General features: G+C 32.7%; 27 protein-coding genes and 1 tRNA gene. 10 read left to right on the forward strand and 18 right to left on the reverse strand.

All coding sequences use genetic code 11. The annotated features are described in order from the left end of the window. Positions 1-33: 33 nt before the first annotated feature. Positions 34-1,182 carry a 23S rRNA (uracil(747)-C(5))-methyltransferase RlmC gene (gene rlmC / locus GYY69_RS11510; RefSeq protein WP_174797805.1) on the reverse strand — a complete coding sequence of 383 codons (1,149 nt, stop codon included), beginning with the start codon at positions 1,180-1,182 and terminating at the stop codon, positions 34-36. Between the two features lie 218 nt (positions 1,183-1,400). Here rlmC and map point away from each other — a divergent pair, with 218 nt between their 5' ends. Beyond that, a complete protein-coding gene (gene map, locus GYY69_RS11515) occupies positions 1,401-2,189 on the forward strand; it encodes a type I methionyl aminopeptidase (RefSeq protein ID WP_174797806.1) in 789 nt (262 codons plus the stop codon). A gap of 251 nt (positions 2,190-2,440) precedes the next feature. On the opposite strand, the gene GYY69_RS11520 is transcribed toward map, so the two are convergent. Both GYY69_RS11520 and GYY69_RS11525 read right to left on the reverse strand, forming a co-directional pair. Beyond that, a complete protein-coding gene (locus tag GYY69_RS11520) occupies positions 2,441-3,310 on the reverse strand; it encodes a co-chaperone YbbN (protein ID WP_174797807.1) in 870 nt (289 codons plus the stop codon). Between the two features lie 26 nt (positions 3,311-3,336). Next, the gene (locus GYY69_RS11525; protein WP_174797808.1) at positions 3,337-4,128 is read right to left on the reverse strand and encodes an SDR family oxidoreductase; all 792 of its coding nucleotides are present in this window, start codon (positions 4,126-4,128) and stop codon (positions 3,337-3,339) included. A 77-nt stretch (positions 4,129-4,205) separates the two neighbouring features. Between GYY69_RS11525 and mtnN the strand changes: the two genes are divergently transcribed. Both mtnN and GYY69_RS12975 read left to right on the forward strand, forming a co-directional pair. After that, the gene (gene mtnN / locus GYY69_RS11530) at positions 4,206-4,898 is read left to right on the forward strand and encodes a 5'-methylthioadenosine/S-adenosylhomocysteine nucleosidase (protein WP_174797809.1); all 693 of its coding nucleotides are present in this window, start codon (positions 4,206-4,208) and stop codon (positions 4,896-4,898) included. Beyond that, positions 4,895-5,521, forward strand: a complete 627-nt coding sequence (locus GYY69_RS12975; RefSeq protein WP_202985009.1) for a TRIC cation channel family protein — start codon at positions 4,895-4,897, stop codon at positions 5,519-5,521. The genes mtnN and GYY69_RS12975 overlap by 4 nt, the downstream gene beginning before the upstream one ends. A 32-nt stretch (positions 5,522-5,553) precedes the next feature. On the opposite strand, the gene rnd is transcribed toward GYY69_RS12975, so the two are convergent. Both rnd and GYY69_RS11545 read right to left on the reverse strand, forming a co-directional pair. Then, positions 5,554-6,636, reverse strand: coding sequence for a ribonuclease D (rnd, locus tag GYY69_RS11540; RefSeq protein WP_174797810.1), 1,083 nt, complete (start codon positions 6,634-6,636; stop codon positions 5,554-5,556). Positions 6,637-6,660: 24 nt separating this feature from the next. Beyond that, positions 6,661-7,815: a metallophosphoesterase gene (locus tag GYY69_RS11545; protein WP_174797811.1), complete on the reverse strand. Its 1,155-nt coding sequence runs from the start codon at positions 7,813-7,815 to the stop codon at positions 6,661-6,663. Positions 7,816-7,848: 33 nt separating this feature from the next. On the opposite strand from GYY69_RS11545, the gene cmoA reads away from it, so the two are divergent. Beyond that, complete coding sequence (gene cmoA / locus GYY69_RS11550; protein WP_174797812.1) at positions 7,849-8,619, forward strand: carboxy-S-adenosyl-L-methionine synthase CmoA; 771 nt, start codon at positions 7,849-7,851, stop codon at positions 8,617-8,619. A 36-nt stretch (positions 8,620-8,655) separates the two neighbouring features. Beyond that, a complete protein-coding gene (cmoB, locus tag GYY69_RS11555) occupies positions 8,656-9,624 on the forward strand; it encodes a tRNA 5-methoxyuridine(34)/uridine 5-oxyacetic acid(34) synthase CmoB (RefSeq protein ID WP_174797813.1) in 969 nt (322 codons plus the stop codon). 414 nt (positions 9,625-10,038) lie between these two features. On the opposite strand, the gene GYY69_RS11560 is transcribed toward cmoB, so the two are convergent. Beyond that, the gene (locus GYY69_RS11560; RefSeq protein ID WP_174797814.1) at positions 10,039-10,329 is read right to left on the reverse strand and encodes a hypothetical protein; all 291 of its coding nucleotides are present in this window, start codon (positions 10,327-10,329) and stop codon (positions 10,039-10,041) included. 76 nt (positions 10,330-10,405) lie between these two features. On the opposite strand from GYY69_RS11560, the gene GYY69_RS13220 reads away from it, so the two are divergent. Beyond that, positions 10,406-10,639 (forward strand): alpha-2-macroglobulin family protein, encoded by a 234-nt coding sequence (locus GYY69_RS13220; protein ID WP_446718904.1) that lies wholly within the window; start codon positions 10,406-10,408, stop codon positions 10,637-10,639. Positions 10,640-10,820: 181 nt separating this feature from the next. Here GYY69_RS13220 and GYY69_RS11570 read toward each other — a convergent pair whose 3' ends face one another. The 12 genes from GYY69_RS11570 to hemA all read right to left on the reverse strand — a co-directional run bounded on the left by GYY69_RS11570 (position 10,821) and on the right by hemA (position 20,767). Then, positions 10,821-11,756 carry a hypothetical protein gene (locus GYY69_RS11570; RefSeq protein ID WP_174797815.1) on the reverse strand — a complete coding sequence of 312 codons (936 nt, stop codon included), beginning with the start codon at positions 11,754-11,756 and terminating at the stop codon, positions 10,821-10,823. Between the two features lie 710 nt (positions 11,757-12,466). After that, on the reverse strand, positions 12,467-12,964 hold the full coding sequence (locus GYY69_RS11575; protein ID WP_174797816.1) for a hypothetical protein: 498 nt from the start codon (positions 12,962-12,964) through the stop codon (positions 12,467-12,469). Between the two features lie 29 nt (positions 12,965-12,993). Beyond that, positions 12,994-13,203 carry a hypothetical protein gene (locus tag GYY69_RS11580; RefSeq protein ID WP_174797817.1) on the reverse strand — a complete coding sequence of 70 codons (210 nt, stop codon included), beginning with the start codon at positions 13,201-13,203 and terminating at the stop codon, positions 12,994-12,996. An 80-nt stretch (positions 13,204-13,283) separates the two neighbouring features. After that, positions 13,284-14,081 (reverse strand): DUF3944 domain-containing protein, encoded by a 798-nt coding sequence (locus GYY69_RS11585; protein WP_174797818.1) that lies wholly within the window; start codon positions 14,079-14,081, stop codon positions 13,284-13,286. A 115-nt stretch (positions 14,082-14,196) separates the two neighbouring features. Next, positions 14,197-14,463 carry a YkgJ family cysteine cluster protein gene (locus GYY69_RS11590; RefSeq protein WP_174797819.1) on the reverse strand — a complete coding sequence of 89 codons (267 nt, stop codon included), beginning with the start codon at positions 14,461-14,463 and terminating at the stop codon, positions 14,197-14,199. Next, positions 14,460-16,031 carry a cobalamin adenosyltransferase gene (locus GYY69_RS11595; protein WP_174797820.1) on the reverse strand — a complete coding sequence of 524 codons (1,572 nt, stop codon included), beginning with the start codon at positions 16,029-16,031 and terminating at the stop codon, positions 14,460-14,462. The genes GYY69_RS11590 and GYY69_RS11595 overlap by 4 nt, the downstream gene beginning before the upstream one ends. Before the next feature lie 60 nt (positions 16,032-16,091). Then, positions 16,092-17,162: a chemotaxis protein gene (locus GYY69_RS11600; RefSeq protein WP_174797821.1), complete on the reverse strand. Its 1,071-nt coding sequence runs from the start codon at positions 17,160-17,162 to the stop codon at positions 16,092-16,094. Positions 17,163-17,223: 61 nt separating this feature from the next. Beyond that, on the reverse strand, positions 17,224-18,165 hold the full coding sequence (locus tag GYY69_RS11605; protein ID WP_174797822.1) for a WYL domain-containing protein: 942 nt from the start codon (positions 18,163-18,165) through the stop codon (positions 17,224-17,226). Positions 18,166-18,654: 489 nt separating this feature from the next. Then, positions 18,655-18,741, reverse strand: a tRNA-Leu gene (locus GYY69_RS11610). Between the two features lie 86 nt (positions 18,742-18,827). Then, on the reverse strand, positions 18,828-19,082 hold the full coding sequence (locus GYY69_RS11615) for a zinc ribbon domain-containing protein (RefSeq protein ID WP_174797823.1): 255 nt from the start codon (positions 19,080-19,082) through the stop codon (positions 18,828-18,830). A 121-nt stretch (positions 19,083-19,203) separates the two neighbouring features. After that, entirely contained in the window at positions 19,204-19,458 is a 255-nt protein-coding gene (locus GYY69_RS11620; protein WP_174797824.1) for a DUF1289 domain-containing protein, read from the reverse strand. A 37-nt stretch (positions 19,459-19,495) separates the two neighbouring features. Next, positions 19,496-20,767 carry a glutamyl-tRNA reductase gene (gene hemA / locus GYY69_RS11625; RefSeq protein WP_174797825.1) on the reverse strand — a complete coding sequence of 424 codons (1,272 nt, stop codon included), beginning with the start codon at positions 20,765-20,767 and terminating at the stop codon, positions 19,496-19,498. A gap of 163 nt (positions 20,768-20,930) precedes the next feature. Between hemA and lolB the strand changes: the two genes are divergently transcribed. The 4 genes from lolB (at position 20,931) to apt (ending at position 24,507) form a co-directional block, all read left to right on the forward strand. Next, positions 20,931-21,551 (forward strand): lipoprotein insertase outer membrane protein LolB, encoded by a 621-nt coding sequence (gene lolB / locus GYY69_RS11630; protein ID WP_174797826.1) that lies wholly within the window; start codon positions 20,931-20,933, stop codon positions 21,549-21,551. Positions 21,552-21,563: 12 nt separating this feature from the next. Beyond that, the gene (gene ispE, locus GYY69_RS11635) at positions 21,564-22,403 is read left to right on the forward strand and encodes a 4-(cytidine 5'-diphospho)-2-C-methyl-D-erythritol kinase (RefSeq protein WP_174797827.1); all 840 of its coding nucleotides are present in this window, start codon (positions 21,564-21,566) and stop codon (positions 22,401-22,403) included. Positions 22,404-22,665: 262 nt separating this feature from the next. Further along, entirely contained in the window at positions 22,666-23,727 is a 1,062-nt protein-coding gene (locus GYY69_RS11640; protein ID WP_174797828.1) for a bifunctional transcriptional activator/DNA repair enzyme AdaA, read from the forward strand. Positions 23,728-23,955: 228 nt separating this feature from the next. Further along, positions 23,956-24,507 carry an adenine phosphoribosyltransferase gene (gene apt, locus GYY69_RS11645; RefSeq protein ID WP_065587320.1) on the forward strand — a complete coding sequence of 184 codons (552 nt, stop codon included), beginning with the start codon at positions 23,956-23,958 and terminating at the stop codon, positions 24,505-24,507. Positions 24,508-24,558 lie beyond the last annotated feature (51 nt).

A 24,558-nucleotide genomic window follows, 5' to 3' on the forward strand; every position in this document is an offset into this window, starting at 1 on the left:
GATTGAAGATAATATTAGGGTTTGATAATTAAATTATTTATCTTTTCTTTGTAATAAAACCAAGACTTCCATATGTGAAGTATGGGGAAACATATCAAACAGTTGCACTTTCATGATTTGATAGTTGGATAACAACATCAAATCTTCGACTAACGAGGTTAAGTTGCAACTTGAATATAAAATATAGCTTGGTTGTACATTTTCTAAATACTGCATAAGCACTTTACCAACCCCTCGTCTTGGTGGATTAAGCAGCACTAGATCTGGAGTGTGTTGTTCAGCAATAGCGTATTGAGTAGCATCAAGTGATTTAAATGTTAACCGCTTAAAACCTAACTTGTTAGCTGATTTTGTTGCACATTCAATCGCATCTGGACTAATTTCAATTCCTGTTAGCTGGATTTGATTTTCAATAGCAAGACTAACACAACTTAAGCCAAAACCACCTACACCACAAAACAGATCCCAAATTGAGTGAATAGATAAATTTGTGACCCAGTCACTTGCAGTTTTATAAAGATTGCTGGCAACATCACTGTTTGTTTGAAAAAAACTTTTAGGCTTAATGAAAAGAGGAACGCCATTTAATGTCATTGGTAAAAATGAGGTGTCGGTTAAAACTAACTCTTCTTCCCCTTCTAAAATAGCTGCATGATTAGGTTGGATATTTATTGAAATTACCTTTAAGTTTTGTATTTTATCTTGTAATTGTTTAAAAGAATTATTTATTTTTTCGACAAGTTTGTGCGATTTTAAAACAAATCGCAGCATAAAACAGCTTATATTATTCTCTTTACTTTCAGTAACAATAACAAATTTCAACTCTCCTTTTCGCTTATTAATATTATAAGGTACAAGCCCCTGTTTACGGATGAAAGTTCGAACAAGTTTTAGGATGTTTTGCATACTATTTGAGTAAAGAGGACAATCACATAAATCGACCATCTCATTATCTGTTTGTATCCCTAAAATAGGTCTTTCAACAGTACCTAACACCGCCATTTTTGCTTTATTACGGAAAGCAAACTCATTACTAGCAAACGGTTCAACAACGTCATTAGGTTTAAATTGAGTTAATTGTTGTAACAGATTATTTTGTTTTTCTGCTAGTTGTGCATGATAGGGCTTATCCATCCACTGACAAGATAAACATTTTTTCTGCTGATAAAAACGACATTGCATTGCGATAAAACCCTTTCTTATAATGAGTTATTATATATATAAAACCGTATTGAAATAAGTATAATTTTTTATTTTATACTAAAACATATACTTTCCTGAAACTTTTTTACAAAATTTTATAAGAATATAAGCAAAATGCATAATTAATCATCCGGTATGATTTGACGAAATAGCGGGGTATGATAGGATATTGTCATTAATATTACAGGAAAAATTTAATGTCTATAAAGTTAAAAACCCCCGTCGAAATTGAAAAAATGCGAATAGCTGGAAAACTTGCAGCTGAAGTATTAGAAATGATTGAACCTTATGTTAAACCGGGCATTAGTACTGGTGAACTAGACAAAATTTGTTATGAACATATTGTTAATGTTCAAAAAGCTATTCCAGCTAATATTGGCTATAGTGGCTATCAACACACTAGTTGCATTTCAATTAATGATGTGGTTTGCCATGGTATTCCAAGTTTTGACAAAAAGCTAAAAGATGGTGATATTTTAAATATTGATGTAACAGTTATCAAAGATGGTTATCACGGTGATACTTCTAGAATGTACATTGCTGGCAAACCAACTATCGCAGGTGAAAAATTATGCCAAGTTACACAAGAAAGCCTTTACGAGGCGATTAAAATTATCAAACCTGGCATACGTTTAAAGGAAATTGGTAAAACGATTCAAAAATATGTCGATAAATTTGGTTTTTCTTCAGTTCGGGAATATTGTGGTCATGGTATTGGTGAAGTCTATCATGACGAACCTCAAGTTTTACATTATGACGCTGATGACGGCGGTGTAATTTTAAAACCAGGCATGACTTTTACTATTGAACCTATGATAAATACAGGCGATTGGCGTACCCGTACCATGAAAGATGGCTGGACAGTCAAAACCAAAGATCATGGTCTTTCGGCACAATATGAACATACCATTTTAGTTACTGAAAATGGTGTTGAAGTCTTAACATTACGTAGTAATGAAGATTTTCCTCGCATTATTGAACACTAAATAAAAAGATTCAACAATAGTTTATTGTTGAATCTTTTCACTTATAAATTTCTATCTATAATTTTTATATTCGAATTTTTTTGTGCTAATTTTTTATTTAGTTCATCGAGTTTACTTCTATGTATATCTTTTTTTAGAGAACGAACATAAGAAGCACATAGAATAGCAAACCCACTGTTTACACTTAGCAAAAATAATAAACCTATAAGTAAACGCTTAAAAATTCGTTCCAGTTTAAATTTCATAAAATCTTAATATAATAAAGTATACAATTTACGTCGATAACTACTAGCTAACGGGTTACTTGTTCCTAATGCTGCTAGTAAATCAAGTAATGTTTTCTTCACTTGTCCGTCACCAACATTAAGATCTTTTGTCAACGGTTTAAATAACAACTCTAATGCTTCCTCATGACGCCCTACATGCATTAATTGGGAAGACAATTGAATCATTAATTCAACGTTATCAGGATGTTGAGCAAATTCCGCTTGTAATTGCTGTAATTCAGGAGAATTAGCGGCTTGTTCAAGTAGTTCTATTTCGGCTTGTAATCCATGATAACTTGAATCTTGATCTTGTAGAGGAATAGTTGCAAGCACTTCTTTTGCTTCATTTAGCTGTTTAAGTTCAATTTGTGATTTTATTAGCATTAATGCAATATCTGTTCTTGGTTTACCCAAATGATCGGTAAGTGATTTCCAAGTTTGCCGTAACAGTGGTAATGCTTCTTCATATTTGGCTTCATGAAATAAATTTTGTGCTTCAATTAATTTAAGCTCATCTTCATTTGGTAACACTTTTTCTAAAAAATTTTTGATGGTTTCTTCAGATTGAGGTCCTTGAAAACCATCTACAGGTTGACCATTTTGAAATAAATAAACCGTTGGGATAGCCCGTAAACCAAATTGAGCAGCTAACATTTGTTGTTCATCACAATTAATACTGGCTAAAATAAATTGCCCATGATGTTCATTAGCCAATTTAGTTAATGTTTGAGTCATTACCTCATAATTTGGACTTCTAGCTGACCAAAAATAAAATAACACTGGGGATGTCGATGATCTTTCAATCACCTCTTGAATATTTTGCTCATTAACATCAAAAATAAATTGATTTTGCATATTATGTCCTAGGGTATAATGATTTATTATTTATTCTTTAAAATTTTATCCATTAATCTATCAGGAAGCAAACGTTTAGCAATAGCTGCTATTGTTGTTATTTTTGTTACCCTGTAACGTATTTTAGGCTTGCTGTGTTCAAGGGCATGGAATAAGTAAGGCAAAACAGCCTCGGGCGGTAAAGTAAATCGTTTAGCTATAGGTGGATTTTTTACCATATTCTTTTGCTCTGTTTGATTTACATTGTTTGAAAAATATGTCTTTAATGGGCCAGGTTCAATTAAACAAACCTTGATATTGGTTTGTGCTAATTCCAGCCTTAACACATCAGACCAAGCTTCTAAGGCATATTTGCTGGCTGAATAAGCACCTCTCCCTGGCGTTGCAACAATACCAACAATTGAACTTGTTTGAATAATACGCCCTTCATTTTGTTCTAGCATGGCTGGAAGCAGTAATTGCGTCAACTGATGGGCACCAAAAAAATTGGTGGAAAATTGAGATTCTAACTGCTCCCGACTGATCGTGCTTAATCGACCATAAACACCGTAACCTGCATTGTTAAATAACGCATATAATTTGCCTTCAGACAAAGCGAGAATTTCTTGAGCAGCTTGCTTGACTGATTCAGGATTGTCAAGATCAAGAAGCACAGTTTCAAATCCTTGCTCGATAAGTTTTTGTTGGTCCAATGATTTGCGACACGAAGCAATAACACGATAACCACGTTTTTTTAAAGCAATGGCCGAGATCAGCCCTATTCCACTTGAGCAGCCTGTAATAAATATTGTTCGCAATTTCAGCTCCGATTGATTCATATATTGTCAAATTTATTTTCTCAAACTATGATAGCACATCTAATTTGAAGTTACCCAAACTAAGCCAAGAGGATCGCATGAAAATTGCTATTATTGCTGCAATGGAAGAAGAAGTAGCCATATTAAAAAGTAAAATCACCCATTATCACGTTGAGCGTTATTTAGGTTGTGATTTTCATTTAGGTCAAATTGCTGGTTGTGAAATCGTACTGCTCCAATCTGGTATTGGTAAAGTAGCAGCATCATCAGGTACTACGTTATTATTAAATAATTATAAAGTAGATGCTGTTATCAACACTGGTTCGGCTGGTGGGTTATCGTCCGACCTTAATATTGGTGATATTATTGTTTCAAAGGATGTTTTTTACCACGATGTTGATTTGACTGCTTTTGGTTACAAGCCAGGTCAAATGTCAGGTTGTCCTGTAGCATTTGATGCTGATCAAAAATACCAATCATTAGCAAAAATCTGTATCAAAAAGCACGGAGTTAATGCGATTGAAGGTTCAATTGGTAGTGGAGATGCTTTCATAAATGGTAAAAGCAATTTAGCAAGAATAAAACAAACTTTCCCAAATGCTATTGCTGTTGAAATGGAAGCCGCAGCTATTGGTCATGTTTGCTGGTTATTTAAAGTACCATTTGTGGTTGTTCGTGCTATCTCGGATAATGGAGATAATGAATCTGCAGTTGATTTTCAATCCTTTTTAAAATTAGCTGCAACACAATCATCACTCATTGTTGAATCAATGCTAAGTGAGCTTGCGTGAGTTATCTTTTTGGGTTTGACATATTAGGTACTATTGTATTTGCTATTTCTGGTGTATTACTAGCAGCTAAAAAAGAGATGGATCCAATCGGAGCCTTAGTGCTAGCGGTCATCACCGCTATTGGTGGTGGTACAATCCGCGATATTGTTTTAAATCATGGGCCGATCTTTTGGATCACTGATTCCACTGATCTGTATATTGCTATCATCACCTCGTTAGTCACCATGCTCTTATTACGTTACTCATCATCAATTACAGTCCCTAAATGGTTATTTTCTGTATTAGATGCAATCGGCCTTGCTGTATTTGTGGGTATTGGCGTGAACAAAGCGATTTATTCTGACGTAAACAGCTTAGTGGCGGTTTGTATGGGAATGATGACTGGAGTAGGTGGTGGTATTATTCGAGATGTACTTGCTCGAGATATTCCAATGGTATTTAAAACCGATATCTATGCCACTGCTTGCGTCATCGGCGGAACAATCCATGTTATCGCCTATAATGCATTCAAACTACCTTTGGAATATTCAACACTCATTGGTATTTTGGTTACACTGGTTATTCGATTATTAGCTATCTATCGTAACCTGACTTTGCCTATTGTTGGATTAAAAAATCATTAAATGTACAAACTATGCTTACATTTAACCAATAATCAAAGACAATACTGCTCAAATAAAGGTTTACGCCAACCTATTAATAATTCTGGTACCTTCCCCTTTTTATCGATTTTCCACTTTATGTATTGATTAATTAATCGACGTGAAAGCAATAAATCCTCACTAAGACCTGTTTGTGAAGAAATAGTCAGTGCTGCTTGTTTTAATTCATTAGTAATTTTTTTATAATCTGGATAGCTATTAACTCGGCGAATTGGTTGAATTTCGGGTATGGGAGTAGATAAAAGATCCAAAATTATTTGACCATACAAGCGAATTTCTTTCCCTTTCATACCTAACTTATCAAGTTCTCCTAATGATGTCGGTGAAAAGCGTGCAATTTTCAATAATACTTCTTCATGTACTACAAAATTTATAGCAATATCTTGTTCTTTTGCTAATCTATATCGCCAGCTCGCTAATTTATACAATTGCCCTAAACTTTTCCCTTTCAATTGCCAACTATTTTTAATATTTAGATAAGCATCATTTGGATCCATTAATTCCGATTTACGGACAACCGCCATTTGGCACTCTTGATAAGCTGCTTGTAAATAATGATTAGTACTTAACTGTGATTTTAAAATATTAATTAATGGGAAAAGATATAACACATCATTAATAGCATATTTACACTGTTTTTCAGTTAATGGACGTTTTAGCCAATCTGTTCGGGTTTCACTCTTATCAAGTTCGACCCCTAAATATTTTTTTACTAAACTAGCATAACCACTACTTAATGGATTATCTAAAAATGAAGCTAATATTTGGCTATCGACAATCGGTGTTGGAACACAGCCAAAATGATAAGAAAAGACCTCAATATCTTCACTACATGAATGAAAATATTTTTCAATAGTTGGATTATTTAATATAGCCAAAAAAGCCTGCCAATCAGTAATACTAATTGGATCAATTAATGCTGCATGTTCACCATTAAATACCTGCAGTAAACCCAAATGAGGGTAAAAGGTTCGGGTTCGAACAAATTCAGTATCTAAAGCCAAAGCCGAGCTATTTTCGATTTTTGAACAATAATCAGCTAGCTGATCATTACTAATAATAAGTTGATAAGACAAAATTAAATTCCTGTTCAAATATATTTATTCATTGTGTGTATTTTTGTCAAAAACGATATCCATTACCACGATCTCGGAACGAGTCATTAAGCGAATTGGTGGTCCCCAAAATCCATATCCACTACTCACAATGCTGCTAAAATGATGATCTTCGTTTCTATATAATCCATAAGTATTTTTATACATTAATTTTTCAATAATATTAATAGGAAATATTTGCCCAGCATGAGTATGTCCAGAAATCATCAAATCAACCCCCAGTTTTTCTGGCTCAGTAAGGTCTTTTGGTTGATGATCTAATAAAATAATTGGCGAATCAGTATTAGTAAACATAATAAGATCTGCCAGTGAAGCCCTATTTACATTATAACGAAATGAAGAAAAATCATCTCGGCCCACTAATGTAATCCCTATATCATCGAAATAAATGATATCATCCTTTAGTACTTTCATACCTGCTTGCCTAAAAGCATTAGCAATATCTTCTTCGCGGTTATTTTCTAGGTTAGTGGCTAAGTATTCATGATTACCAAATATAATATAAGTACCATATTTTGATCTTAATTGTTGAAATTGCTTATCAAAACCATTTTGTGTAAAAGGTTTTAAACGTTTATCTAATGTATCCCCCGTAATCACAATAAAATCAGCATTAAGCTTATTCACTTCATCAACCATTTGTTGAATAAATCGATGTGTCGTTTGTTCATTAAGATGAATATCGGAAAGTTGAACAATACGTAAATGCTCAACATTTGCAGGTTTATCAATTTTAACTTGGTAATGCACAATCTTGGGATTAATTGCCATTTCATGACCAAAACAAAACAATAATACCGAGGCAATAATATAAACAATTTTAAGCCATAAATTGGGTTTAACCTTTTTTTTACTAAGCCAACGTACAGTGTCAAAAATAAGCGAGGTAAAAACGCAGCAAATCATCAAACCAGTAATGACATTACAGCATAATGGTAGCCAATAAGTTGATATATTATTAAATATTTTAGAAAAGGTTAGCGATAATCCAGCTATAAAAACAACGATCCAATAAATAAATTGATGATAGCCGATAAAATTAAAATCAAACCAAAATAGCCATCGTTTTCCAAGATAGATAGTTATTAAAACACTAACAACAATCGCTATAACAATAGTAATAAAATCGACAAAACCCATAATTATCCGAGCAATTAAATATAAAAAAATGATATGATAACAGAATTAATTTCTATAGTACCAATTAGTTTTATGGATACCAAAAAAGACCAGCTATTCTCGACACCAATAGATAAATTAGGCGATTGGACATTTGATGAAAAAGTCGCTGAAGTTTTTCCTGATATGGTGCAGCGTTCCGTACCTGGTTATTCTAATATCATCTCAATGATCGGCATGTTAGCAGAAAGATTTGTACAGCCTAATTCAACGATTTATGATTTAGGCTGTTCCTTAGGTGCTGCCACATTATCTATTCGTCGTCATGTTAATCACGAAAACTGCCATATTGTTGCGGTAGATAATTCCCAGCCCATGGTTGATCGCTGTAAAAGGCACCTTGAATCATATAAAGCAAATACACCAGTGGATGTAATTTGTGATGATATTTGTAACCTCAATATGCAAAACGCGTCAATGGTAGTACTTAATTTTACTTTGCAGTTTTTGACGCCAGCAAATCGCCAACGTATCTTAAATAACATTTATAGCGCATTAAATCCTAATGGTATTTTAGTGCTGTCTGAAAAATTTAGTTTTAGTGATTCAACTATCGACGAATTGTTATTTAATATGCACCATGATTTTAAACGTGCTAACGGCTACAGTGAACTAGAAATCAGCCAAAAACGTAATATGTTAGAAAATGTCATGCTAACAGACACCATTGAAACTCATAAACAGCGACTGTCTGAAGCTGGTTTTAAACATATAGATACATGGTTTCAATGTTTTAATTTTGGCTCTATCATTGCCATAAAATAACTGATTGATTTAAGCTTAATTGATAAGGAAAACAGAATGATTGACTTTGGTGATTTTTACCAGATTATCGCAAAAAGTAAACTGAGCCACTGGCTAGAAGTCTTACCAGCACAACTGGCAAACTGGCAAAATCAAAATATTGATAACCGTTTTAATCAATGGCTCAATAGTATTAAACACTTACCAACTATCACCCCTTATCAAATTGATTTACTGCATAGTGTAACAGTCAATAGTGAACAACCTATCTCGATTGGTGAACAGCAACGAATTACTCAACTACTAAAAAACATGATGCCATGGCGCAAAGGCCCTTTTCACTTATATGGTATTGATGTTGATACAGAATGGCGTTCAGATTGGAAGTGGGAACGCTTAATTAAGCATATTGATAATTTAGAAGGTAAGATTGTTTTAGACGTGGGTTGTAATAGTGGTTACCATTTATGGCGCATGATTGGCGCTGGAACAAAACTTGCTGTAGGAATCGATCCTATGGCACTTTATCTATGCCAATTTGAGGCTATTCGTAAATTATTGGGTAACGATCAAAGAGCGCATTTATTACCACTTGGTATTGAGCAGTTACCCAAACTTGGCGCTTTTGATACAGTCTTCTCAATGGGCGTTTTATATCATCGTAGGTCGCCACTTGATCATTTATTTCAATTAAAAGATCAACTCGTTGAAAATGGTCAATTAGTACTCGAAACATTAGTCATTGATGGTGCTGAACATACAGCACTCATGCCGGGTGAACGCTATGCTCAAATGCGGAATGTTTATTTTATTCCATCAGTTCCAACAATGATTAATTGGTTAGAAAAATGTGGATTTTCTGATGCAAAACTGGTTGATATATCACTCACCAGTTTGGATGAACAACGTAAAACAGAATGGATGACATCGGATTCACTCGCGGACTTTTTAGATCCAACCGACTTAACAAAAACCATTGAAGGCTATCCTGCTCCAATGCGGGCGGTTTTTATTGCTAAAAAATAAGAAGAAATTGGCTAAATATTGTGTTTATTCATTAATATTAGTAGTGAATTCTACTTTAACCAATTGAACTTAATGAATATCGACTATTAGTCATAATGATTATTGTCAATGGCCACCGGCTAGCCAATAATTTGAAATGATTATAATAACTCAAATTTAGGACTAAACTAAAGTATATTGTTGTCACTACACTAGTACGTAGAAAATCAATTGCATTCAGATAGATATACATTATTTTTTAACAAGATAATCATAAACAGTATACTTTTAATGATATGCAGGTTGGTTATTGCAACGGATTAATCTATCTATATTCTTGTGGTGATAACATTAACTGTTTATATTTCTGCTTTAATATTGCCAATTGCTGCTCTATTGATAATTTATCTGTAACTAATTAATTTTATTATCATTTCACAATAAAATCTTTTCAATATACCCATTTATTCTCGAATTTATACCTGATATATAAGCTAGCTCATCACCTTGATAATAATTTAAAGCTCCTTCTAAATTATCATGTAGTACCAAAAGACTATAAGCAAGCTGCTTGGGAATATCAGATTGTTGCGTATAATTAACTGCAGTTTGATCAAGTAAATCATAGAGATAATTAACGCTATTTTGGTCTAATTTTTCTGCAAACCTTAATTTTTCAACTATAGTTATAATGAAATCATTAATATCAATATTTGAGTTATGCATATTAACTCACCTTTACTTAACTTAACTCTGTAATATATAGTAATTTATTGCTTATTTTTATTCTATCTAAATTGTTATAAAAACAGACAAACATACTTGTTATCCGGAATATACAGATGTTCGTGAAGATCGTGTTATTATCTATGGTTCAACCTATAATGATAAAATACAGAAATTTACTTATCAAATCAAAGCAACTAATGTAGGAACCTACAGCATTCCACCTGCATTTGGTGAAGCTATGTATGATCGTGATATTCAAGCTGTATCAACAAGTGGACAAAAGATAAGCATCATCTCACAGCAATAGTTGTTTACAACTAACCAATCACTAAAACGGGCTTATGCCCGTTTTTTCAATAAAATAACCATCATACATGACAATAAAAAAGCCATGCCCTGAAACATAGCTCTTTTATGCTCACACTCGTTTTATGCTTATACAGCTAAAATGCTAAATAACAATTTTCCTGATACTAAAAGCATTTTATTTACTGAGTAACAAAAAAATTGATTTGTTTGGTTTCATCGAAAGCTTCCTCAAGTTGTCTTGTCGCTGATTGATAACTTTGATTCGTATCTCCTTCCGATGTGCATTCTTTTATAATGGCATGTTTTTTCTGAAAAGTTTCATTCGATGTTAACTGTTTATATAACGATGCTAAGTCTTTACCTGTCGAGGTAAAAAACTTATTCCAATCATTTAATTGAGTTTCCACAAATTCACGGCCTTTTTTACAGGCAATCGCATCTAACTGAATATTTGGAATCGTATATTTCTTGATCTCAGAAAATGTAGGATGTTGATTTATGAAGTTTACTTTTTCATTAAGTCCTTCTGATTTCAAGGATTCAATAAAACTGTCTTCGCGAAATAATTTAATTTTTTGAGATTGGAATTGCCCCTTTCCTCGCAAAGTCACTTCATCTGGATAAGGTTCATCAACGGAATAATCCCAAAAATCCTTTCGACGCTCAATAAAAACATCATTAATAACTTTAACCGGCAGTTCAAGCTCTTGCTGTTCACCGTTAATAATTACAGGAACTGAATTTAAATGTTTAGCTATCAACTTATCATAAGTTTCATCACTCACATTCGAAGTTGTATAGAAAGTAGTTAACAAATAATAGTTACTTTGAGTAGGATTAATTAATCCAGAACTATCAGTTGTTGAAGGTTTAGCTATAAAATTTAACGATTGATCACCATAAGACAATGTATGCTTACCGTAATCAAATGTATAATTCACACTTGATTTCGCTGGAATGGTTAATTCTTTTCCATCCACAACAACTTTTATTTCGTTTGGAGTTGGATTGTCAATCATACGATCAACTGAGCTAGAAGAAGAGGTATCAGAACCAAAACAACCGACCAATGTTATATTGCAAACTAGCAACAAAGAATATTTTACTTTTTTCATCGCATTCATTTTTTTGTAAAGGTTTTAAAAGAAACCAAATATTATCATAAATTTGATAAAACAACTATTTTAGCTATTATTTTTAATATTATTTGTAGTAATACCATAAATTCAAAATCCTGTAGGAAAACATCAGGCTGTTTACACTTCATGATAAAAATAATCTTCCAAAAATTTATACAGCGTTTTGCCAGAAATCACTTAAATTTTTGTTTTTTATCTTTTGAATCGTGAACTATTAGCTGATTATGCTACATCTTCATTAAAGTACAAATCACGTTTTCAACTTACCTATTCATTTAATAGCTAGCAGATTTCGTAAATTTTTAACTGATACGATAGAGATTACATATTTTGACAAATGGGATACCACCAAGTCTCAATTAATCACCAAAAGGTATAGAATCCTGAATATTTTTTACAAAAAATAGAACCTAAAAAACGACACCTGTGTAAATACCCATGGTGAGCACACTGCTCACCTAGAAAATGATACTAACTGTTTTCATGTTTTATATTCTATGAGAGTTATGTTATTTAATACTTAATGAGCTCTTTCGGTGCTATAAATGGTTAGACGCCTGACCATAAAAAGTTTAGCTAAATCGGGACGGAAATTTTTTTATGATATAGGCGTTAGTTTTATGTATATTCATCACTGTCGTTTCTTAAATTACTATAAACAACGCGAGTAATTCCTACACTATATTTTATTCATAAGCCTTAACATCAGTTTGCCAAATTACGTAAGGTAGCAATCCATCATAATCAGTTTCATCGATACCAGCATAATTAGAAAGATCACCTAACTGAGGTATACTCATTATACCTGTTGTGAGTAACTTATCTTTATCAAGAAATTCAATATCCCAAACGTTTTGTTTGTTATTAATGTTATCGACAAATACATTTAACAAATCGCCATATATTGGAACTCGCCAACAATCATCTGTTTCATCTACACAAAAACGCACGCTTACAGCCTGATATTTTTTTAACTTATCAGATATAACAGGTACAGCAGTTTCTTTTTTCGTGTCAACAAAAAATGAAAAACTAAATGTTTCATTAAGTTGAGATTTATATTCAATCAACTTTCCATTACTACCTTCAACTGGATATTTTTTAAATGAATATTCACCTATATTTGCAACAGAGTTACCACATAAAACACCATATAAAAAAATTAATGTAATAAATTTTTTCATAATATCTTTCATCCTATTATTTATAATATCTAATTAAAAACACGATTAATAAGCTTATTCACAACTCCACCAACAATAACCGATGTTACAAAACTAGCTAATACCCGTCCTTCTGTTTTGATTGACTTAAGCTCTTCATCTTCTTCACACGCTTTTGCTATTTGATCTTGTGCAGTATATACGGCGGTTGTTGTTAAAAGAAGTCCTGTTCCCACACTAATTAATTTAAAAATTGACATAATTAAGCCCTTATTATTTGTTTTTACTAGTAATACTATAACAATAAGTATTTCCCTTATAAGGAAAATAAAAGATCTTTTTAAAGATTTTTTCCCATAAATTTTTTAATATCTATGTCATTTTTTAATATCTGATTCGTTATTGTTGCATCATTGTATTTTTTTCTTAAGGTCGCTATATATAAACAAGCAGGGATTGTTACGCGATAAGCTGGACCTGTAATATTAAAGAGTAACCATAAATGGTTTATTGCTAAACAGATAGAAGATACTAGTTGCAGAGTGTTTTTAGGATAAGGTTCTGGGAATGTCGTTTTGATTAAATTTCCGACTTTAAATCCAAAATTTTCTAAAATGCTAAATGTCAAATAGCTCGACATTAAATAGGATGAAGTTATAAAATTCTGAAGACTCATCATTACTATGGCTGGAGTAACTTTGGAATTGACTTTACCTAATTCTGCCGCTATTTTTTTAAGATCGTTTTGGCTTATATTTTCTAATGATTGCTTAAGGAGCGAACTCAATAAAGCATCTTCAATTTTTTCAATAAAAAAAGAGGATGGCTCATTTAAAGTTGTATTAGTTTGATTACACACATCTATTAATATTTCGCGGTAACAAACCCCTTTTCCCTGCCTTAATAGGTTCATTCCAGAATTTGCGCCAAATGTTTGAAGTTCTGCAGCAATAGATTTCCAATATAATTGATGATTAGGATAATGGCGTTTATAGCTTGTATCACTCGTTAATGTTTCAGTAAATCGAGTGACATTATCATTAGGATCAACAGTTAATATTGAAATCAATAGTTCCAAATCTTCGTTAGTGCATTGTTTTAAAAATACTAGATCTGAATCATCTCTATAAATAGCCATTAATACTCTCCTTATTAATTATTGATAATCACAACACTATAACAATAAGAGTTTCCTTAATACGGAATTAGAAAAAATATTTTCAGATCTAATTTTGTTATTACTAATTCATTTGTTATTTCGAATTCAATATTTTGCATGCAATAGTATTTATCTCGATAAACTCTGCCCAACTATATTTATCTTTATAATTGAGCTGATATTGTTTATCTACACGACAAATTTCAGGTCTTGTATCATAGATGGTGCATAATTTAGTGTTATAGTCATAATAACGACATACCCCATTACCACTATCAAGAAATTGCGTTTCTTGCGAGCGATTAACATTGCAACAACAAGCTCCACATTGATAACAAGGAAATGGGGAGGTATGACTCATAATGATTTTACCCATGAATGCACTGATTCTAAATTGCCAGCTTCAAATGGTAATTTAATTCCTCGGCGAGTGACTTCTTCTTTTAACAGAAAGCTGCGTTCTAGTTCATTATTGGTCGTGGTAAGATGCAATGTAAACGACGCTAATTGTTGTGTATCCATATTGAACTCTAGCCTTGCCAATTCTTTTAAATAATTATCTAACTCAACATTTAAAGCTCTAAAAAAATCGAGTGTTCTTTCGTATTTATCCTTAAATTTATCCAAAAATGCCCAAATTTTTTGAGGAAGAGCCCCTTTATCTAGATAGTGATTAAATGCTAATGTTAAAATACCAGTGGCTAGTGCGCTACAAAATGCAGATAACTCAGTGCCAAATGGAAAAGCAAATAATTGTGAACATATGCTATAAATAGCAGTACCACAAACAACGGAAATTCCAGCACTAATAATTTTACTTACTTCTTTGACTAATTGACCTAAAGGCAATGAATCAGGGTTGCAAAAGATTAATTTTATAGCTGCCGTAATATGGCCCCACATTTCCCGAATCATTTTTCCAAGCATTTTTTGCGTAGTGAAAAATATATTGGTAACAGTAGAGGTTACACTCGATAGTGCACCACTAACAGCGCCATCTTTGAAAGAATTAAAAAAATCTTTAAATTTTAATTTTATTCGTTCCCATATAGCATTAAATACATCACTAATATCATTTAAAAAATTTTTTATAGAAAAGTTATATTTATTATTTACATAAATAGAAGGGAATTGATCTCGTAGTTCAAACCATGCTTCGGCAAGGATAAGCCCTAGCATCTGTCTTGTTCCCATTTTAAAACCAGAAAGTGCTGATTGATAAGCGACATCTTTAGCAAACTTACTGCTAGTATAATAGGCTATATTGACAGTTCTCTCGTATTTAGCCCGTGCTTTTTTGTCTATTTCAAGCATCTTATTGAAGTTTGCTTTTTCTTTATTTTCTAACTTTTCTAATGACTTTTTTTCTTGATCTGTTAACGATTTTTTCTGTTTTAATATAGCTATTTCTTGACGGGTTTGGGTAAGTTCATTTTGAAGTTTGCTGACAAAGTCAGACATTGAACTTGCTTTTTTAGATTTATTTAATGTTTCATTGGTGAAATATAAATTACTACTGTCATTAGCAAGGTCAGTTCCTGATAATTCTGCTAATATTCGGCCTTGATCGTGATGTATTTCATTTGCAGCAATAACATGATCTAAATTTTTTTTATTATGTTGAGCAAATATTTCCCCTGTGTAAGCATCTTTTAAAGTATTTGCTTGATGAGCGATTTTTCCTTGTCGATTTGTCTCAATATAATTGGCATGAGAATGATATTCATGTGAATCATATTTTGGTTGTTGCTCTTTTCTTATTCTTTCTCTATTAGTTGCGTAAATGTTTTGTCGTGCATTATGAACAGTATCAACATCTCCTCCTACATTATCCTTAAATAATAAAAAATCTAATCCAAATGAAGTCACCAAAGATTTGACAACAGTATTATGTAACTCTTCGCTCCAATCCAGTTCCTGTTTCATCATTATTTTTAATCCTCGTTAATATAATCAACAAAAAAAGCCAAGTTCCCTTGGCTTTTATCATTACACTCCTAGAATAAAATCTTTATATTCTTTTTCTTTGTTAATTAATACATTATCTAATACTTCTTGATTAAAAATATTGAACCCATCACTATCTTTTTCAACTTCAATAATACCATCTTCGGATACCTTTTTGATTTTAAATAGAGGGGTTGTAATAATATCGGTCATAATAGCTGCTAATAAATAACCGTTATTAATAATTCTTAGGCTTTTTTCCCTCATATCGCTTATTGCTTGCCATCCACCCAGAACCACTATCTTTTCATGTATCTCTTTTAATGCAGAAAAATATTCATTAAAGGTCTGATTAATTTTTTCTAACGACGTATAAATTTTATCCACATAGTTATTTGTATTAGATAAATGTTTATCAATTAAATTCATTTTTATTATTGCCGTGTCAATTTCACATCTTGTTTTTTTTGCTTTTACTAATGCTTTTTCAGCATAGTTATCATAAGCAAAACCACCAATAGCAATCATTGGCGCAATGGCTGCTGCTCCTAAAACCATTGCTCCACCAGCCATTCCCCAACCTCCAGCAGCAAGTGATCCACCTCCAATAGCAGCCATAGTGGCATTATATGCAGCTACGCCAGATAAAGCGGCAATAGGTGTTCCTGTTGAAGCAGCTGCAAACCCCATCACTCCGCTATATACTGCAAAACTTGCAACAGCTCCTGCTGCACCAGATGCTACAGCCGTACCTAAAAACTCCACTGTAGAAAAAGAATATTCTTCAATTTTATCTATCTTAAATTTAGGAATAGATAACGTTAGATCTTTATTGTCTTTGCGTTTTAATTGTTTTAATAATTCGTCGGAAATTTTTTTAAATTCACCAAATGACTTACCAATATTAAGTTCCAATGTACCTAACTGTTCTAATTTCTGTTCTGAAACTTTATTTAATACCTTAATTTCATTTTCTCGTTTGTCATATCGATTTTTGGATCCATCTAAAATTTCATCGGCCTCAGATTTTTTTTGATAACCATCGTATGCTTTTTTGCCACCAACTGCTGCAGCGACTGCAGCTGCACCTGCAATAATAAAAGGTAATGCCATTGTTATTTCCTCGTTAAATTCATGTTAATTAAAAATATATTATATTTGTGTTACAACAAACTTAAGATGTGAGCATTTTTGCTTGCTCTCCAAACCCCCTAACCCAAGCGTTTAACTCACGTTCACTAGATGTGGTGATAGTAAGAATAATTTCGCCATTTTCGATTTCTTCGATTTTCTGTTCATCGCACCAAATTCTTTCTTTGACATAACCAGCCGCTGATTTGGTAAATTGAATTGAAAAAGTACGAGGTTCATGTTCTGGTAAACCAAACGTAGTTTTATTTTGAATGTGATCTGGTACTGATATAGCAACTTTTTGGTTAATAAAATCTAATTTTTTTATTCGGTGGATTGCCAAACAAGTACTGTGTTTTAATTCTGTCGCAACGTTATTTGAAATTGCGCCATAAACGTATAAGGCATGATTCATTGCAATTACTTTTTGCGGAATAAAATAGTGGTTTTTTCCTTGTTGATTACCACTAGCAATATAATGAATGTGGCAAAAAGTCTTATTTTCAATACACTTTAATAAGTCCTCAATAATGCTAACTTTCTCTGAATAATCAATCTTCCCTTTACTAAAAAAAGCAATAGGTTTACTTAGTGAAAAGTGTTCTCTTGTATCTAACTCTAATAACAACATAGAAAGATGCAATAATGTTCGATCAATACGTTCACCAATCTCTGGTGGAATAAAGGGTTTGGATAGTTCACGGCACAAATTTAGATATCGTAATTCCTGATAATTTAAACCTAGTGTATTTTTATGTTTGATCTGCAGACTATACCAACGACGATTTTTTTCCTTGCCAGAACAGAAACATTCAGGGAAAGATAACTCAATCTGTTCAGCTAGCCGTATGACTGTTTGAGCAGAACAGTTCAGTATTTCGGCTAAATCTGATTGGTAATGCGGTTTATGATCAGATAGCAAAATGTGATACATTTTCAACAGTTTTTGTCCGGCACTAACATTTGAATCTTTCTTTCTGCCCATCGTCTATTTACCTATTATAATCCTTTCCCAAAATAGAAATGTTGCGTTATTTTTAATCAATTAATTCTTATAAAGTAATATAATTTTTTGTAAATATAGTATTAACTAAATTCACAAATAGAACTTTATTCGTTATCTGAACAAAAATCCGATAGCTTTTACACCCACGCGTTATATTTTAATTATGTGTTAAATTATCAAATTGTTTTTCCAATCTACGGAACAAGAAATAAAAAAGAATTATTATTTTTATTTAATTATTAATGAATAGAGGGATATTGTCATATCGATCTTTTCGATCAATTAATGCTTATTGATCGTTTATTTCGATCAATGATTGCGCTATCACATTCAGTTTCGTGATCGATTTGGGTCAATTGGGATTGATTTCGGTAGAGTCAGTTACCAAACTAAATATTGTAGAATCGTGTCTTGATGAGATTTTGGACATAAAAAAACCAGCTTTTAGCTGGTGTTCTTTTTTATACTTGGTGCCAGTGGTCGGACTCGAACCGACACGCTTTTAAGGGCGGCGGATTTTGAATCCGCTGCGTCTACCAATTTCGCCACACTGGCATTAAACGTGTAAATAAGTAAACGTAAGCATTATACTTAGCTTTGTAATATCTGCAACAAGTATTATCGTAAAGTGCTTTATATGCCTAAAAAACAAGCTGCCATCTAGATTTCCATGCGGGTAATTTTTTAAGGATTATATAAGCCGTTTGCTTAGCTGCAGCATTATCAATATTGTGATTTTTAGCATATTGTAATGTGACTTCATGCCATTTTTCGTTAAATGTTTTCATTGTGCCATCTTTACGGGCACAATGTTTACAATAGCTTTTAGACATATCAAGCAATGGATAATCAGCAATAGCTATCATTGGCATGCCACAAGCAATACACATTTTCATATTCTAAATTCCAATAAAATTAAAAAAGGTGACTCAATAATTGCCATCTTTATATGTACAAAAAATCCTACTCTTAGTTAAACAAGATTACAATATACAGTTAAAAATAGATAAATAGATTTCAGAAATTAAGATCAAATTGTGATGTGATTTGATTCAATTGTGGTTGTCGTTGTTGCTGTAAAACTAGATAACGGCGCCTCAACGCCCGTTGTTTACATAAACGTAAGACTTCTTGCTTTTGGCTATCACTCAAGGTTAACCAGTTAAATCTTTCTTCTCTTGAGCGATAACAGGTAATACAATAGCCTTGCTTATCGGTTTCGCAAACCCGTTTACAAGGACTTGGGATTTCAAAAAATTCAATCTGATCCAATTTATTCCTCGTCTTTTTAGGCAAAGCAATTGATTTACTAATGTTCTTTTAAGCCTAAACCTTTACTAAGCACTTTAAAACAGTCAGTACAATCATGTGTAGCAGCATGAAGTAATGTTTGAGTCGGTGCGTGAATTAATTTATTGGTTAAACGATGGGAAAATTCAGTAAAAACATCGTCAATATTAGCGCCTTGCTTAATGGCATTTAAGGCTTTTATTTGTAACTCACGCTTAATACGTTCCGCATTACTACGATACTGCTTAACATAAGTAACGGCATGCCTAGTCTTAAGCCAATCAATAAAATGTTCAGCTTGTTCTTGAATAAGATATTGTGCTTCTTTAGCAGCAATAGCGCGTTGCTCTAAATTACTTTCAACCGTTTTTTGTAAGTCATCAATAGTATAAAGATGCACATTATCAAGCTGATTAACCTCTTCCTCGACATCGCGGGGAACAGCTAAATCAATAAACAGCATTTTGCGATAATTTCTAGCTCGTAAGGTGCGTTCAACCATACCTTTACCTATGATGGGTAAAGGGCTCGCTGTTGAACTAATCACAATATCAACATCTTTAAGTCGATTAGCGATATCAGGCAATGAAATGATTTCTGCATCGATACCTACCGCAAGTTTTAATACCTTTTCACGGGTGCGATTAGCAATAATCACTTGATTAAACCCATGCGGTTTTAAGTAGCGCGAGATAAGTTCTATTGTTTCCCCTGCTCCAACAAGCATAATATTTAAGCTAGACGTATCAACAAAAAGATGGCGAGCAACTAAACAAGCGGCATAAGCAACAGATGCCGTATTAGCACCAATATTAGTTTCACTTCGAACAATTTTTGCCACATGAAATACTGTTTGAAATAGTTTTTTTAATTGGACAGATAAGCAGTTTTGTTTTTGAGCAAAACTATATGCCTGCTTAACTTGTCCTAAAATTTGTGGCTCACCAATGATCATTGAGTCTAAACCGCTAGCAACCGACATCAAATGCTCGATAGCTTGTTGACCGTCATGCCAATAAAGTGAGTCTTTATATAGCTCAATATCAAGATGATGAAATTGCCCCAACCAACTTTCTACCGACTGTTTTAATCTTAGATAGTCGGTTTGATGCTCATAACTCAAATAAATTTCTGTTCGATTACAGGTAGACAAAATCACACACCCTTCAACCAAAGGATGTTGGTATAAGCTATATAGCGCTTTATCGACAATCTCAGTAGGAAAAGCAAGCCTTTCCCTTAAAGCGACTGGCGCAGTTTTATGATTAACACCAAAAATTGTAATGGACATTGCATCGCTTCTTTTTTGCAGGTTATATTAGATATAATTATTTTATTCAACATTCTTAAACCCCATATTATACATAAAAAACAATAAAAGGTTCTTTTTCTTATTCAGCAAATTATCAGTTATAATACTGCCTTCGTTGACAAAAACAACTAAGAGTTATTCCATGTCTAAAATCAAATATGCTTTTATTATCATGATACCGTTACTTATCACAGCTTGCCAAACAACGAAATCACAAAACAATGCATCGGTTGCGCAACAATGGCAAGTTCATCAACAAAATCTAAAACAAATAAACGCTTTTCAAGTAAAAGGTAGTATCGCTTATATAAGTGATAAATCGCGTAGTTATGGACGATTTTTGATAACTCAACAATCAACCGATAATTACCAAGTCAAATTAACCTCACCCATTGGTACCAACATTTTAACTTTAAAAGCTGAACCTAATAATGCTCAATTGATTGATAAACATGGTGAAAGTTACCAAGATATCAATGTTGAAAATCTCATGAAAAAAATATCTAACGTAAATATCCCACTGAATTCTTTACACAATTGGCTAAAAGGATTTTCAGACAATATCAATACTGACAAATTAGACAATTCAGGCCGATTAATATCAACAATATTTGTGCAAAATAATAACAAATGGACATTAAAAATTCCAAGTTACGCAACTTATACCTATAAAAATCAAAAAATTGATTTACCAGCTACTATCGAACTTACGCATGATGACGAAGTTGTCCGTTTAAAAATTAGTGACTGGATTTTACGATAACGGGAAATAGTGATGAAACAGTGGTTATCTCCTGCTAAATTAAATTTATTTTTATATATTACTGGTCGTCGTGCTGATAATTATCATAATTTACAAACGTTGTTTCAGTTTATTGACTATTGTGACACCGTAACGTTTAGCGCACGCAAAGATAACAAGATTAACTTATTAACCGATTTTGCAAACATACCGGCTAATAAAAACTTAATTGTCATTGCCGCTGACCAATTAAAAAATTATACCAATTGCAATGATCTCGGTGTAGATATCACAATTGATAAAAAGATCCCTATGGGGGGCGGATTGGGAGGCGCATCGTCCAATGCAGCGACGGTATTAGTGGCACTTAATCAGTTATGGCAACTTAACTTATCAACTGAAACATTAATGGACATAGGTCGAAAAATTGGTGCCGATGTCCCTATTTTTATTTATGGACACGCTGCTTTCGCCGAAGGAATTGGCGATCAATTTCAGTCTGTAGATATACCAGAATATTGGTATCTAGTCACTTATCCTAATATTGAAATATCTACAGTTAAAATTTTTAATGATCTTGAACTAACTCGTAACACGCCAGTCCAAAATATTACTGATTTGCTTTCATTGCCGTTTAACGAATTGAAAAACGATTGTGAAAGCGTTGTTCGAAAACGTTACCCTAAAGTAGACAGTATCATTGCTTATCTTTCACAATATGGTACCACTCGGTTAACTGGAACTGGTGCATGTGTTTTTACACAATGTGAATCAAAACAGCAAGCTTTAACCATTCAAGACAAACTTAAAACACTCTCAATCCATAGTGTTGTGGCTAAAGCATTAAACTCTTCACCTTTATACGCAAATTAAAAAAAACCTTAATCAAAAAATTTTATTAAGTGGTTAAGGTTTTTTATAAATAATGCCAATGGTTAAATATTAAATAAACTACATTTGTGCAAAGCGCTAATCTTGCGATCACCAATAATATTTAGGCCCAAATCAGACTAAACAACAAAATAAAAAATAGTTGTCTTTTTTTCGGTTGCAACGCTTCGTGTTTATTTAATATGCTACCGGATTGTTAATTCCTCAGTTATTAAACTAACTAAAATTGAGACTTTTAAAAATTATGCTTATTACTAATGTCGACAAACTAAAACAATATTATCAAGCTTTACTGGCAAAGGATGCGCACTATATCGGGATATTTTACGCTGGCGTTAAAACGACATCGATATTTTGTATTGCGACTTGCCGAGCAAAGAAACCAAAATTTGAAAATGTAGAATTTTTTAGTACTTTTAAAGAAGCCCTTGATGCAGGATATCGTCCTTGTAAAATTTGTAAACCAACAGAAAACGCAAATGAAGCACCATCAGAAGTTGTTAAAGCTATTACATTAATTACACAAAATCCCAAAACAAAAATATCGGATACACAATTAAAAGAACATAAAATAAGTCCCGAAACAGTCAGACGCTGGTTCAAAAAACACTATGGTATCACTTTCCAATCCTACCAAAGAATGTATCGAATTAATCACGCTTTTCAAGAACTTAAAATCGGCAAAAATGTCATCAATACCGCTTATGATACAGGGTATGAATCTTTAAGTGGCTTTGGATATACCTATAAAAAAATCACCAAAAATGCCCCATTAATAAGCATTAACCAAGACATTATCCTAATTAATCGCTTAACAACGCCATTAGGCCCTATGTTTATATGTTCCACGAATTTAGGGATCTGCTTATTAGAATTTGTCGACAGACGAATGTTAGAAACCGAATTCGAACAGCTGCAAAAACAGTTAAAATTGCAAATAATTTTTGGGGATAACAAGCACATAAAACAAGCAAAAGAAGAAATTGATGAGTACTTTCAAGGGAAAAGGCAACATTTTAATGTCAATTTGCATACCCCAGGAACAGATTTTCAGCAAACAGTTTGGGACTGTTTAAAACAAATCCCTTATGGAAAACTAACTACTTATAAAGCACAAGCAGAAAGCATCAATAATCCACATGCTATACGTGCAGTTGCAAACGCAAATGGATTTAATCGAGTCGCAATTATCATACCTTGTCACAGGGTCATTGGATCAAATGGTGAATTAATGGGATATGGCGGAGGATTAGAAAGAAAACGCTGGTTAATTGAACATGAAAAAAATCACTCAAATCAAAATTAAACGTATTTGTAAAAATTTAAAAAAATATAAAGTGTTTAAAAAGAATTTTTTACGGCATGGTATTATTTAATGATTAATCAAAATGTTAATAATGACACAAATATACTAATTGATAAGTATTGCTAGATTTTAGCATGATATTACGGTTTCTTTATTGCAACTAAAAAGTTTGCAGGTATATAATGAAAAATTAGCAACTCTTATAGAAAAGACTTAGAGAGCATTTAAATGAATCAGTTACAAGAAAAACTTGCATTAATTAAAGACAGCATTCTTACCATTCCCAATTACCCAAAAGAAGGGGTTTTGTTTCGTGATATCACCAGTTTACTTGCTGATCCTATTGCATTTAAAACCACTGTTGAATTATTAATTGAACATTATCGTAATAAAAAAATTGACAAAGTAGTAGGTACAGAAGCTCGAGGCTTTATTTTTGCAGCGCCAATTGCATTAGCATTGGGTGTAGGTTTTATTCCTGTTCGTAAACCTAATAAATTACCTCGTCACGTATTTAAAGAAGAATATCAACTTGAATACGGTACAGACACATTAGAAATTCACACAGATGCAATTAAACCGGGTGAACGAGTATTAATTATTGATGATTTACTTGCTACTGGTGGAACGATCGCCGCAACAGCTAATTTAATTCGTAAAGCTGGTGGTATTGCCGAAAATGCCGCATTTGTGATCAACTTACCAGATTTAGGTGGCAAATCCAAGTTAACGGATATGGGGATTGATTGCTTTACTTTAGTTAATTTTGACGGCGAATAATGATTATTATTAAGGGCACGCTTGGTGCCCTTTTTTCATTTTAAGTACCTT

It is taken from the genome of Gilliamella sp. ESL0250, assembly GCF_013345045.1.
Taxonomy (GTDB): Bacteria; Pseudomonadota; Gammaproteobacteria; order Enterobacterales; family Orbaceae; genus Gilliamella; species Gilliamella apicola_H.

Coding starts and splice junctions, on each gene's coding strand:
- rlmC (WP_174797805.1), bottom strand. CDS start 1,182: ATGCAATGTCGTTTTTATCAGCAGAAAAAATGTTTATCTTGTCAGTGG.
- map (WP_174797806.1), top strand. CDS start 1,401: ATGTCTATAAAGTTAAAAACCCCCGTCGAAATTGAAAAAATGCGAATA.
- GYY69_RS11520 (WP_174797807.1), bottom strand. CDS start 3,310: ATGCAAAATCAATTTATTTTTGATGTTAATGAGCAAAATATTCAAGAG.
- GYY69_RS11525 (WP_174797808.1), bottom strand. CDS start 4,128: ATGAATCAATCGGAGCTGAAATTGCGAACAATATTTATTACAGGCTGC.
- mtnN (WP_174797809.1), top strand. CDS start 4,206: ATGAAAATTGCTATTATTGCTGCAATGGAAGAAGAAGTAGCCATATTA.
- GYY69_RS11545 (WP_174797811.1), bottom strand. CDS start 7,815: ATGGGTTTTGTCGATTTTATTACTATTGTTATAGCGATTGTTGTTAGT.
- cmoA (WP_174797812.1), top strand. CDS start 7,849: ATGATAACAGAATTAATTTCTATAGTACCAATTAGTTTTATGGATACC.
- cmoB (WP_174797813.1), top strand. CDS start 8,656: ATGATTGACTTTGGTGATTTTTACCAGATTATCGCAAAAAGTAAACTG.
- GYY69_RS11560 (WP_174797814.1), bottom strand. CDS start 10,329: ATGCATAACTCAAATATTGATATTAATGATTTCATTATAACTATAGTT.
- GYY69_RS11570 (WP_174797815.1), bottom strand. CDS start 11,756: ATGAAAAAAGTAAAATATTCTTTGTTGCTAGTTTGCAATATAACATTG.
- GYY69_RS11575 (WP_174797816.1), bottom strand. CDS start 12,964: ATGAAAAAATTTATTACATTAATTTTTTTATATGGTGTTTTATGTGGT.
- GYY69_RS11580 (WP_174797817.1), bottom strand. CDS start 13,203: ATGTCAATTTTTAAATTAATTAGTGTGGGAACAGGACTTCTTTTAACA.
- GYY69_RS11585 (WP_174797818.1), bottom strand. CDS start 14,081: ATGGCTATTTATAGAGATGATTCAGATCTAGTATTTTTAAAACAATGC.
- GYY69_RS11590 (WP_174797819.1), bottom strand. CDS start 14,463: ATGAGTCATACCTCCCCATTTCCTTGTTATCAATGTGGAGCTTGTTGT.
- GYY69_RS11595 (WP_174797820.1), bottom strand. CDS start 16,031: ATGATGAAACAGGAACTGGATTGGAGCGAAGAGTTACATAATACTGTT.
- GYY69_RS11600 (WP_174797821.1), bottom strand. CDS start 17,162: ATGGCATTACCTTTTATTATTGCAGGTGCAGCTGCAGTCGCTGCAGCA.
- GYY69_RS11605 (WP_174797822.1), bottom strand. CDS start 18,165: ATGGGCAGAAAGAAAGATTCAAATGTTAGTGCCGGACAAAAACTGTTG.
- GYY69_RS11615 (WP_174797823.1), bottom strand. CDS start 19,082: ATGAAAATGTGTATTGCTTGTGGCATGCCAATGATAGCTATTGCTGAT.
- hemA (WP_174797825.1), bottom strand. CDS start 20,767: ATGTCCATTACAATTTTTGGTGTTAATCATAAAACTGCGCCAGTCGCT.
- lolB (WP_174797826.1), top strand. CDS start 20,931: ATGTCTAAAATCAAATATGCTTTTATTATCATGATACCGTTACTTATC.
- ispE (WP_174797827.1), top strand. CDS start 21,564: ATGAAACAGTGGTTATCTCCTGCTAAATTAAATTTATTTTTATATATT.
- GYY69_RS11640 (WP_174797828.1), top strand. CDS start 22,666: ATGCTTATTACTAATGTCGACAAACTAAAACAATATTATCAAGCTTTA.
- apt (WP_065587320.1), top strand. CDS start 23,956: ATGAATCAGTTACAAGAAAAACTTGCATTAATTAAAGACAGCATTCTT.